This is a genomic window from Candidatus Hydrogenedentota bacterium (assembly GCA_035416745.1).
In the GTDB taxonomy this organism is placed as follows: Bacteria; Hydrogenedentota; Hydrogenedentia; order Hydrogenedentales; family SLHB01; genus UBA2224.
This window is the reverse complement of the sequence record DAOLNV010000007.1, coordinates 59,983-71,820: the sequence shown is the minus strand read 5'-3', so window position 1 is coordinate 71,820 and position 11,838 is coordinate 59,983. Positions and strand designations below refer to the sequence as shown.

Here is an 11,838-nt window from a genome sequence, read left to right as displayed (position 1 = left end):
AAACGCTTTATGAAGAACAGCTTCGTGTGCCGTTCCTCTGGAAACTTCCGGGCGACCGCTTCAGGGGCGAGCAGCGCGACGCGCTGGTCGAGATGGTGGACATCTCCCCCACGCTTCTTGATGCAGTTGGCGCGCCGCCCGAGCCACGATTTCAAGGAAAATCGTTCTGGGGTTATGTGAACAGCGGTGAGATAGCTCCCGCCATCGGTTTTGCGTCGCTGGAACTCAACTCAGCCAACATGCAAACGGCCAAGACCGTCGAAAAGAAGTACATTCGCGACCTCGGGGCGGGCACGTCGTTCTGGTACGACCTAGCAGCGGACCCGGGCGAGCATCACCCGATCTCCGACATTCCCCCGTGGGGAGAGGAACTGCTGCAGTGGACCAGCAGGATGGAGCAGCGCGGGCGGACCGGTCTGCACATTCTCGTCACGCGGCAACCGGGAACGAACCATGAAGTGCGCTGTTATGTCGAGGCGAAGAGATTCGGGGCCTACGAAATGTTCTTCCCCTACGGGCGCGGCGGAGGCATGCACGAGGATAACGGCATTGTCTTCTTGATTCACTTGCGCGATATCGAAGACCCCGGCCACAACCGAATATGGCGGGAGGCGATGGGACACGACAACGCCCACCTCTTTGTCGAGGTTCCCAAGGATGAGCCGGTCACGCTCACCGTCGAGAAAGACGGGGCAACCGTCGGGCCGGAAGACGTCTACATCGGGCGTGCGACGGCGCCCATGGCCCTGGACCACGCCGTCTTGATACCTGGCGAGATCGAGGCGGCGTGGACGGAGCTGCAGCCCGCGGAAGCGGCGGAAACGTTCGGGGTCTATGTGTGGTATGAGGCCGAATCAGGAAGCGTGAAGCGGGAAGAACTGGACCCGGACGTCCGGGATGTCCTTCGCGGTCATGGCTACCTTGGCGATTAGCCGGGCTGTCTCCCCGGATGAAGGCGATAATGCACCTGGGAACGCCCATCGCCAGCCCGGCAAACAGCAGCAGAATGCCGAGCGGGGCAACGCGGCGGGTGGGTTCAGCGCATTTCCGTGAAGTAATGCGCCTCGATGAGGGCGCAGAATGTGTGATACAACACGATATGCCCTTCCTGAATCACCTTGGTCGAGTCGCCGGGCGCTTTCAATGCAATGTCGGCGGCGTCGGCCATCCTCCCTCCTTTCGGACCAGTGAGCGATACCGTAACGGCCCCAAGAGCCTTCGCGGCTGACATGGCCATGAGGCAATTGGCGGCATTGCCGGAGGTCGAGATGCCAAGCAACACGTCGCCGCGTTTTGCCAGGGCGAACGCTTCCTGGGCGAATGCCATATCGCGCAACGGCGAATCGTTTTCGACAGCCGTTTTCAGGGAGCCGTTGAAACCCAGGGCGATCGCAGGCAATCCGGCTTCGAGATGCTCCGCCAAGTCATCGCCAAGCGGCAGTTTTCGCAGCGCGGCTTTCACATCGGGGGAGATGGGCCGTTTGCGTTCGAAGCTCTTGCAAAGTTCTCCCGCGATGTGCATGGCATCCGCATTGCTTCCGCCATTGCCGCAGAGCAACAACTTGCCGCCGCCGTCGTAGCACGCGACCAGGGATTCATGGAGTTTCAGCAGGGCAGCGACGCACGGTTCGAGGTTCGGCCGTCGCGCAAGCATCTGGTCGAGAATTTCCCGTTCGATGACTGATAGCGCGGTCATGATTCGATACTCCGTTGTTCGAGGTTGCGGAGGAGCGCCAGGAGAAAATCGCGGTTGTCGGCGGAGAGATAGCGCATCGTGCCGCCCATGCGCGAGAACGATTTGTTGTAGCGGAGATAGTAATCGGGGTTGTCTTCGGGCGGTTCGCCCTTTTGCCAGTCCCAATGGGATTCGGCGAGATCCACGACCACGATGAAGTGGTCTTCAATACATTTGCCCGCCTGCTGGGCAACGTTCTGGGAAAGCGACATCGATTTCTCGAACACCATGGGAGACATCACAGCCGAACCGATGCTCAAATACACGCCGTTTGTGAGGTTACTGACGCTGTGGGCAAACGAGAGGAAATCCCGCTGCGCCACGCGCCCGAGGGCCGCGCAATGATTCATCGGATGAAGGTAAATGATGTCGTGCCCGATCATGGGATGCCCGGTCAGAGGTACACCGAGCCGGTACGCCGCCGCTTGCAGGCCAAAACGCTTGTACGGATGGGGCGCCTTCATCCACCCGGGTTTCAGTTCAAAACGGCGCACGAGATAGAGCAGATCCGCGGCAGCAGCGGCATGCAGCGGGTCCTCGGCAACCCCGCGGGTGATGGCTGACGCAAGGGACTCTTCGCCGGGAATCTCCATTCCCTCGCGCTCGACAAGGGCGCCAATGGATTCACCGTATCCCCGACCTTCCCACGCGCCGATGGCCAGCGCCAGATTGAGATAGAATCCGGTCTCCTCCCACATCCCGAACCGGCCCCGGGCAACGTTGGCCGCCACGTGCTCGCTGCTTTCGCCGATGAACGCGAATTCCCAGTCGTGGATGATGCCGGCGCCGTTGGTAGCGAGGTGGGTAATCCATTTGTCTTCGATGAGTTTCGCCATGACCGGCGCGAGACCATTCTTTATGGCGTGCGCTCCGAACGTCAGCATCCGTGCCGCTCCGCACTTTCGGGCCGCGGCAATTCGGTCCGCGGTCTCGTCGATCAAGCGCCGCTGTTGCGCAGTCAGAGGGTGCGGCGATTCCTCGGGCTTGATGTGGTCGCGCTCGATGAACACGCGGTTTTCGCGCTCGCGCAAGGGGTAGAATTTCACGTTATGCCTGTCAAATTCGGGAAACGACATTTCCAGACTCCATCTTTTAGAGTTGAAACTCGATGGTAACGATCTTCTTCTTGGCGACCTTCAGTTTGATGCTGTTGCCCGACGGGGAAAGCGCTTCCTGGCGTTCCTCGTCCAGGTTCGTCAGCCACGCCCTGCGGATATCCTTGAAACACGAGATCGTGGCCGTGGTTCCGCGGTCTTCCGGGTTGAACAACCGCAAAACAAAGCTGTCATCGCGGTCTTCCGCGCGTTTGAACGCGGTCATTTGAACGTTGCCGCCCTTGACCTCGAGGAAGCTCTGGTGTTTGGGGAGCGTCCCCGCATGAGCGCCAGCTTGCGCAATTTCGAGCGGCAGGGTAAGCGTCTCCGCGGCCTCAAACACGCCGTTTGACCAGTCCCCAGCATGGGGGAAAAGGGCGTAGGTCCATGCGTGATGCCCGAGACACTGGCTGAGTTCCATCTCGGGATACACTTCCCAGCGGTCAATTACCGGAGATTGCCGGAAAGTGAAGGCCCGAAGCAGCGTGATGGCCAACGGCCGTTCGGCAGTATCCATCGCTTCGTATTCCCGGATGCCAGTATTCAACACCGCGAATCCCGCGCTGCCGTCGGTCATCTCAACGAAGCGGTGCATGGGATATTGCGGATTGGACTTGCCGAAATAGGGCGAACCTTCCTTGACGTGAATGTCGCGCTGGATCACGTCGAATGCTGCTTCGGAATAGGTGGCATCGGTGTTGAGGCGTGTTGGAAATACGACGCGCAGCCGGTGGTTCCTGCACTGGTTATCCATAGAGGTCGTGACTTCGAGCATGGGGGAGTCGGCGCGGAGCGTGAACCGGGAGGTTACTACCATATCCCTGTATCTGTCGCTTCGGCCGGTGTGGTTATCGACGGGTTCCCGGAAAGTCGCGTCCATCGTGTCGCGCAATCCCTCGGGGATGCGCATATGGTAGTCGAGGCGCACGCGCGCCAGGAGCGGCCCCGATTCCTCGATCGCGATGGACACGGGAAAGCCGTGCGAGGTTATTGTCTGGTTATCATCGGGTTCCATGTGGACCCACGAATGGCCGGTCTCCCCTGTGTCTTCGAGATAGTGAAGGCCCCCATACGTCTGCCGTATGGCCTTGTGCAGGAGATCGAGTGTGCCGTCGGGGTTGAACGTCACACGCAGGTACTCGTTCTCGAGCACGTTTCGCTCGGGCGCCAGAGTTCCGGGCTCATAGGGGAGCCGTTCCTCGCGCACGAGATGATACGTGCGGTACCCCAGCGCCGGGATATCCCCGGTCTCAATGTGACAGCGCACTCGCTCGGAACGAAGCTCCAGCGAGATGTCCTGGAGATTGCGCACAAGCGTGCCGAAGGGGAAGCGTTCCGCGTATTGTACGCGGAGGCGGCCGCCTTCCGGAGTCTCCACGCTGAAATTCTCGTAACCGGTCTTGTCCGGCAGGTCGACAAGGCACGAAACGACGCCCTTTCGCGGGAACGGCGAGGGATTGAAGACGGTCAATACGGCGTCTTTGTCGGAGAGGCCGGAGTTGTCGATGCGGGCCTGGACGGCCCCCATGCCGCGCCGGGCCACGCCCTCGGCAATGAGGTCGATCTGGTCCGCGCGATGAATGACATCCTTTTCCATCTGGTCGACACCCGCGCCGCAGATGGTGTCGTGGGGATGGTTCTGGAGCAGCAGTTTCCAGGCGTGCGCCAGCGGGGCTTTCATGTAGGGTTCACCGACCATGGCGCCAATCGCGCTCCAGGGTTCGGCCCAGCGCTGGAGGTTTGTCTCGTTGCGCGCGTTGGCCCGTTTGATGCGGGTCCGAGCGCTGATGACGTCGCCGAACAGATGGGTCCATTTGCCGGTAGCACCGGGGTCGCGGCTTTCGCCTTCGATCCGATACGGTTTCTTGACCTCTTTCCTCACCAGCTCGAGGAAATCCGCCAGGCTGGATGCCTTGATGTCGTGATTGGGCATCAGCGTGCGGCACAACTCGATGATCTCCGTCTCGCGCGGGTCGGGAGCGCTCGAGTCGAAACCCTGCATGCACGCGATGTGGTCCGTAGTGAAATGCTCGGATTCGTCGCGGACCAGTTTCTGCAGCTGGTCCGGGAGGAGGTTCGGGTTCCACTGCTTCCTTTCAGGATCAAGGATATAGTAGTGTGCGCGGGGGTTGCGGGTGGATGCGAGACGGAAGGGACACGCGCCCCGGTCCCAGTCGTACCACCACTCGTCGCGGCTCATTCCGTGAACCAGCATGCGGTACACGTAGAAGTAATAGCTGAAGCGGCTCAGGCAGCCGAAACGGGTTCCGAACACCTCCGAACCGTCGGGCCCCACCATAACAAACTCGCTCTTGGGGGTATTGATGCCCCGGTAGAAGACGATCGTGTCGATACCGAAGCCTTGGTAGATCTGGGGCATTTGGGATGTCTGTCCGTAGCTGAAGGGGGTATAGCCGATCTTGGAAACCTTGCCAAGCGCGCGCGCTTTGCGGTGCCCGATAACCAGGTTGCGAACGAGGGATTCGCCGTTCACGATGTATTCTTCCGGAAGCGAGTACCATGGGCCAACAATGAAGCGGCCCGATTTCACGTGGCGTTCCATGTCTTCACGGCGTTCGGGCCGCAACTCCAGGTAGTCGTCCAAGGCGATGGTCTGCGAATCGAACAGGAACGAGTGAAATTCGGTGTCGCGATCGAGCAGATCCAATAAGCTGTCCATGAAATCCAAAAGCAACAATCGCGTCTCCTCGAAGGGATACGCCCATTCTCGGTCCCAGTGCGTGTTGCAGATGACGTGGATGGTCTTGCGTCCTTCCGGCATAAGCGCGGTCCTCCTTCTTGCATTCTGCGCCACGCGGAAGTTTATCATGCGGAAGGCTGGGATTAAACCGTGGACCGCCGCAAGAGGTTGCGCGTTCGGGCCCGAATGGCATACCCTAGGTTTGCCCAGAAGGCGGGGGAACCGCGCCGGTTTCCTATAATAAGCAGGGGGGCGCCTATGGCAGCTTCGCATCCGAACCCACGACCCAATATCCTGTTTCTCCTGACAGACGACCATAACTTTCGCGCACTGGGCGCGGCGGGCAACCGCGAGCTTCGCACGCCCAATATGGATTGGATAGCGCGCGGGGGCGTTCATTTCACTCACTGTCACGTTTCCAACCCGGTTTCCACGCCCAGCCGCGCCAGTCTGTTGACCGGACAGTACGGTTTTCGCAATGGCGTAACGTTCTTCAGACAGGCGATTCGCCCGGACGCCCCCCGGGTCGCGCGGGAGTTGTTACAGCGCGGGTACCAGACCGCATTCGCGGGGAAATGGCACAACGACGGGCGGCCCTGCGACCATGGGTTCTATCTTATGCGCAACGTATTTCTGGGAGGCATGCACAATTACGAAAGCATCCCCGTTGTACAAGGACCGAACGATGCGCCGGCCCAGGTGCGGCGGAACCCTTCGGAAGTATTTACAGACGGCGCACTCCAGCTTCTGGACGGAGGTTGCGACGAGCCGTTCGCGCTCTTCGTATGGTACACGGCCCCCCACGATCCCCGGACGCCCCCCGAGAAGTATGAGGCATTGTATCCGCCGGAACACCTCAGCCTGCCGCCAAACTTCATGGCGAACCCTGCGTTTGACCCAGGGACACTCACTGGACGTGACGAGAAACTGTTGCCAAGGCCACTGGAACCCGCCGCCGTCAAACGCGAACTCGGGCGTTACTACGGGATGATCACGCACGTCGACAATCAGATTGGGCGGGTTCTTCACCGGCTGCAGGAGAAGGGGCAGCTGGACAATACCGTGATCATCCTTGCGAGCGACAAAGGGTTAAGTCTTGGCGCCCACGGCCTCCTCGGAAAACAGAACATGTACGAGGAATCCGTCCGCGTGCCGCTGATCATCCGTGGTCCCGGGTTTCAGAGCGGCGTGAAATGCGACGCCCTGGTGGACCTTATGGACCTTATGCCGACCTTGTGCGACCTGGCGGGGGCCCCTATTCCCGACGCCGTGCAGGGACGCACCCTGACCCCGTTGCTTACAGGACGCCGCAACAGGCTTCGTGACAGCATCTTCTGCCATTACGCCCACTTGTTTCGCATGGTGCGCACACCGCAACACAAGCTCGTGCGCCATCTCAAGACTGGACGCGAAGAGCTGTTCCACACCGAAACGGATCCCTACGAACAGAACGACCTTATCGGCTCCGCGGTATACGCCCCCGTGCTGAACGACCTGCGTTTGCGCCTCGCCCACTGGCGCAAGACCCTTAACGATCCGACGCTATGAACCACGGAGCTCCGATGTTGCATCAGGCATCGAACTGCCTAACGACGCCGTGTTCACACGAAACCGCGGCAGCTCATGGCGCGATTCTAAGACGCGCGGCGACGGGGAAATGGTCGGAAACGTAGCGTCCGCCTTCTTGGTCGAGCACGGTCTCGCAATGCGTGACGGCGATAGGTCCACGGACGAGCACCCAGTCGATGCGGGCGTCAGCGCCCGGTTCGGGAGGCCCAAACCCGCCAAAGGTGACGGGCGGGCCGGCAGTCTTGTCGGCCACAAGCCAGGCATCTCGAATATCGCCTTGCACGAGCGTGCGCCACGCGACGGAATCCCCGGCCTTCGAGTTGAAATCGGCGGTGACGATGACGGGCATGGCTTGGCCGAGGGATGTCACGTATTTCAAGAGTACTTGCGCAGCCCCCTGGCGCGCTGCTTCACTTCGGTGGTCAAAATGGGTGTTGCAGAAGACAAAGCACTGGCGCGTGCGATGGTGGTAGAACCGGGCCGCGGTGACCATGCGCGGGCACGCGCTGTCCCACGACCTGCTGCCCGGGACCTCGGGGGTCTCCGAAAGCCAGAAATTGGTGACCTCGAGAGGACTGAACTGTTTCCACTTGTAAAGGACAGCCATGCGTTCGCCCGAGGCGTCTGCTTCGCGCCCCACGCCGAACCAGCGGTATTGCGGCAGCTTCTCGGTAATGTAGTCGGCCTGAAAATCGAGACATTCTTGCATGCCAACAATATCGGGCGAACGCGCTTGCATCATATTCACCACGATGTCTCTGCGATGTTCCCAGGAGTTGTCGCCGTCATTTGCGCTTCCGTACCGGATGTTGAAGGACATGACACCCAGGTCAAATGGCTCGGCTTGGGCTATACACGCCAAGGCACACAGAGAACTGAACAGGCATAGTCGCGTCAGCACGTCACATCTCCTTTTCACGAGGGCTGATTCCGTTCGGCAACGTAAGTAAAGCGGATTTGGCCGGGTCTTGCAAGATTTGGAGGCGCAACGCGCATGCGGGCCCGCCCATGCGGCGCGCGCAGACGGCGCGGAGCGGTTTAGTCTTGAATGACGACCTTGACCTTGAAGAGGTCCTCGAACAGGCCCTTTTTGCGGTTAGCCCCCATGATGTCGATGGCGCTGCGCGGCTCTTGTCTGACCGCGATGGTAAGCACGTCTGCTTTGAGACGTGCCTCAAGGGATTTGACGGTCCCCGCATGGGTGCGGTCAAGCCCGTCGGCAATTCGCAGAATTGCGGCCAGCTTCTTGACCTCAGCCTGAGCGGTCTCGCTCAAATCCCGATAAATCTTATGCGTATTTGCGGGATATGTCTTTCCGTGGTAGCGGGCAACCGAGGCGATCATCTTGATTGTTTCTTCGTCAAAACCAGGGAGAGTCGCTTGAAGGATGATGTCGCGCGAGCCCTTTTGATGCGCCTCCGGGCGGGTCGTCCAGCCGAGGTCATGCAAAAGGGCCGCCGCAGCGAGGATTCGCTTGTCATGGCTCGATAAGCCGTGCGCGGCCGTGGTTTGTTCGAACAACCGCACCGCCAGGCGGCATACCTGGAACGCATGCGCAGGATCGTCATCATGCGCGAGCGCGTATTTTGCCGCAGCAAGAAGACCGGCATCATCCGACAGGTCCATGGAGCGCATGGCGGCGGCTTCTCTGAAGACATTACCCATGCGCGTTACCGCTGTATCGCTTCCGGCAGCAGCAGTCCCGAAATGCTCACCCGAACGGGTGTGTTGTCTTCGCTCTGAAGACGCAGCTCGTAGTTCCGGACAGGGGCGATTTTGACATTGAACCGAAACGGCGGCGTTGCGTTTGGGCGGGATACCATCGGGTGCCCGGCCTGCAAGAACTCGGCCGTCACTGGAGCGTCAGAACCCTCGCGCGTGACGGTGAAAAGCGCCATTTGCCCCATGCTGTCGACCCATTCGGAGCCGGTCTTCTTCCATGCGATGGTGTGCGCAGCCGGAAACTTGGATACCGTAAAGACATACTCGCCATCCGGCACTTCGGCGGCGTGGGTCTCGTCCAGTTTTCGCAATGCATCGAAATGGTTCAAGGTGGCAACATCGATGACCGCTATGATCACGCCGGACGCTGAGACGAGCACGAGCACGCCCTGAACCGACCAAACAACAAGAGCCCGGGAGAACCGGACCGGAAACATGATGGGGATCATGATCAATGTAAGAATCAGGGGTGCTGCAAACGCGAGAGGAACTATGTGGAACGGTAGCCAGAGAAGCACGTACGTTACGGCGCAGGCCGGCAGGCTCACGCCGAGGATACGCAGAAAGGGGACGGGTTGATCGCAGCACGTGATCGCCGCCAGCCATAGGATTGCGGGCCAAGCGAGCAGCAGAGCACACCCCACCGCCACCCGCGGCACGAACCATTCATAATCCAGCAGCATGTCCACACTCGACGCAACTATGAGCCCAGCCTCGGCTTTCGGACGGCTAACGGCGTATTTGAGGGTTATATAGACCCCTGCCGAGAGAAGCGCAACGGTGGCGAGCCCGATGAGCAGGGTCCATATCCTCGCGGAAGAGTGGGGTGACGGCGGTTTCTTGATCTCCGGAACCGGCGTGCCGAGACCCGTGAGTAACGCGTGGCATTGCCAGCAGCGGTCAAATTCCAGGCTGTTGCGGGCGCCGCACTTCGGACACATCATGCCGGGAGCGAGATCGATGCCGCTGTCGCTTTCGTTCAGGCGGAGTTCATTCTCCGAGGAAGGCTCTCCGGGGCTTGTACGCAGCCGTTGGATAGTCTGGGCTGCGATCGGATGGTGCGTATCGAGCTGGAGAATATCCTGCCAGACCCGAATGGCGTCCTCGGTCTGTTGCGAGACTTCGTAGACGCGAGCGAGCTGTTCGCGAATTGGGATTTCGTTGGGCCATGCGGAAATGGCCGACAGCAGTTCCTGGATCGACTCGTCGTACCGTCCTAAACGGTAGTATGTTGCAGCAAGGTACCGGCTGTGATTCAGTTTCCAATCGATGTGGCGCTTGAGGATCAGCAGATGCGACAAGGCATCGCGATATTCACACGCCATGTAAAGCTTCTTGGTGAGGTTCCACCGTTGAGCGTGATCTTCCGGATGCTCGATCAGGTAGGTCTCGATTTTCTGAAGTTCAGCCATAACTCATAGTGTAAGCTGGGTACAGCGTCCCGATCACCGTTTCTTGGCCTTCTTGCGTGCGGCCAGTTGCCGTTTCTTCACCCGGTATTGCACAACGACGTTTACGGCCCAGGAAAGCAGTCCAGCGCCGACAGCGGCCGAAATACCGCCCATCGAGATGGGCACCAGAAACGTGGTCCTCTCCGTGACAAGTTGAAAACTCACGTAAATAGCCGGGATCGCAATTAGCACAAAGACCACGAACCAGAACGTCCATCCAATGTATTCGATACTATCTGCCTTCTTCTTCGCCACTGTCAGACCTCATGGTATTGTTTGTTATGAGGGAATGCGTATCCTGAAAAGGGCGCCCCCTTCGGGCGCGGTATCGATTTCGACAGTTCCCCCGTGTTCCTCGATGATCTTTCTGGTAACGGCAAGCCCGAGCCCGGTCCCCTCGGACCCTTTTGTCGAGAAGAAGGGGTCAAACACAGTATTGCGGATATTCTCCGCGATGCCCGGGCCGTTGTCGCTGACTTCCAGGCACAACGCATCGCCGGGACAGGTGCCCGCCGATATGCAGATGCGCCCGCCTTCGCGCGGAACTGCGTCGGCCGCGTTGGTCAAGAGGTTCAGGATACAGCGGTAGATGGCCCTTTCGTCCACATTGGCGCGGTGTTTCAGACGGCTGGTGTCTACATCGAGCTGCACTTTCTTGACAACGAGCAATCCTTGAAACGTTTCCGATGCGTCTTGAATGATCGCCTTCACATCGCACGGCCTGCGCATGGGCACTCGCGGTTTCGAGTATGCCAGCATGTCTTCGACGAAATTTGAGATGCGCTCGGTGCACCGCTTGAAAACGGGCCAGCTCTGGTTCAAGAACTCCTGGTTGCCCAGCTGCAGCCCCTGGTCAATGAGGTCAACGCTGCTTGTCATACCCGCGAGGATATTCTTGGTATGGTGTGACATGCCGGCGACGGCCTGGCCCAGGGCGGCGAGCCGCTCAGCCCGGAGGTTTTCCTCGATCAGGCGGGCATTTGCCAGCGCGGTGGCCGTGAGGACCGAAAACATCTGCATCACGCGGAGGTCGATATCCGTGAAATGCGGGCCTCCAATCTTGTTTACAGCCTCAACCACTCCGACAAGTTCATCGCGATCAATCAAGGGGATGGCCAGAAGATTACGGGTCTGGAAGTTGGAGCGCTGGTCCGCAAGGGCGTAGAAACGCCCATCGGTTTTCACGTCGATGACGTTCACGGATTCGCGCCTGGCCGCCGCGGTCCCGGCGATGCCCTGACCAAGTTTGAGACGGATTTCGCGTTTCAGGGTCTGAAGGTCGCCGCCCTCCCCCAGCGCAATTCGGAAATACAATTCTTGGCTGTGGGTATCGTACAAGAGAAGTGAACAGGCTTCGGCGCAAGCTACCTGCTTAGTCTCTTCGAGGATGCGTTCCAGCAGGACGTCGAGGTCCGTGATCGCCGATAGCAGCCGATGCGCGCGGTACAAGGCATCCACGATGCGGCGGAGTTCTTCAGGCGCCGCCGCGGAAAGCCAGAATGCCTCATCGTGCGGTACGGACGTCATTTAGATATAAGACCTCAACGAGGGCGGCCGTCCATCTCC

At 59.7% G+C, this 11,838-nt stretch carries 10 protein-coding genes; 2 read left to right on the top strand and 8 right to left on the bottom strand.

The features are described from left to right. Positions 1-932, top strand: a 932-nt coding sequence (locus tag PLJ71_04405) for a hypothetical protein (protein HQM47904.1), incomplete at its 5' end; no start/stop codon positions are given. A gap of 104 nt (positions 933-1,036) precedes the next feature. Here PLJ71_04405 and PLJ71_04400 read toward each other — a convergent pair. From PLJ71_04400 to PLJ71_04390, 3 genes are read right to left on the bottom strand one after another with little or no spacing between them, the layout of a single operon-like run. Further along, complete coding sequence (locus tag PLJ71_04400; GenBank protein HQM47903.1) at positions 1,037-1,696, bottom strand: SIS domain-containing protein; 660 nt, start codon at positions 1,694-1,696, stop codon at positions 1,037-1,039. After that, positions 1,693-2,811 carry a hypothetical protein gene (locus PLJ71_04395; protein ID HQM47902.1) on the bottom strand — a complete coding sequence of 373 codons (1,119 nt, stop codon included), beginning with the start codon at positions 2,809-2,811 and terminating at the stop codon, positions 1,693-1,695. Before PLJ71_04395 ends, PLJ71_04400 begins: the two co-directional genes overlap by 4 nt. Before the next feature lie 16 nt (positions 2,812-2,827). Further along, positions 2,828-5,611, bottom strand: coding sequence for a glycoside hydrolase family 38 C-terminal domain-containing protein (locus tag PLJ71_04390; protein ID HQM47901.1), 2,784 nt, complete (start codon positions 5,609-5,611; stop codon positions 2,828-2,830). A 177-nt stretch (positions 5,612-5,788) separates the two neighbouring features. Between PLJ71_04390 and PLJ71_04385 the strand changes: the two genes are divergently transcribed. Next, on the top strand, positions 5,789-7,078 hold the full coding sequence (locus PLJ71_04385; protein HQM47900.1) for a sulfatase-like hydrolase/transferase: 1,290 nt from the start codon (positions 5,789-5,791) through the stop codon (positions 7,076-7,078). A 73-nt stretch (positions 7,079-7,151) separates the two neighbouring features. Here the strand turns inward: PLJ71_04385 and PLJ71_04380 are convergent, their stop codons facing one another. The 5 genes from PLJ71_04380 to PLJ71_04360 all read right to left on the bottom strand — a co-directional run bounded on the left by PLJ71_04380 (position 7,152) and on the right by PLJ71_04360 (position 11,799). Next, positions 7,152-8,000 (bottom strand): endonuclease/exonuclease/phosphatase family protein, encoded by an 849-nt coding sequence (locus tag PLJ71_04380; GenBank protein ID HQM47899.1) that lies wholly within the window; start codon positions 7,998-8,000, stop codon positions 7,152-7,154. Positions 8,001-8,137: 137 nt separating this feature from the next. Then, positions 8,138-8,734 (bottom strand): HD domain-containing protein, encoded by a 597-nt coding sequence (locus PLJ71_04375; protein ID HQM47898.1) that lies wholly within the window; start codon positions 8,732-8,734, stop codon positions 8,138-8,140. 35 nt (positions 8,735-8,769) lie between these two features. Next, positions 8,770-10,233 (bottom strand): tetratricopeptide repeat protein, encoded by a 1,464-nt coding sequence (locus PLJ71_04370; protein ID HQM47897.1) that lies wholly within the window; start codon positions 10,231-10,233, stop codon positions 8,770-8,772. 33 nt (positions 10,234-10,266) lie between these two features. Next, entirely contained in the window at positions 10,267-10,527 is a 261-nt protein-coding gene (locus PLJ71_04365) for a hypothetical protein (GenBank protein HQM47896.1), read from the bottom strand. A 24-nt stretch (positions 10,528-10,551) separates the two neighbouring features. After that, positions 10,552-11,799 (bottom strand): ATP-binding protein, encoded by a 1,248-nt coding sequence (locus tag PLJ71_04360; GenBank protein ID HQM47895.1) that lies wholly within the window; start codon positions 11,797-11,799, stop codon positions 10,552-10,554. Positions 11,800-11,838: the final 39 nt, after the last annotated feature.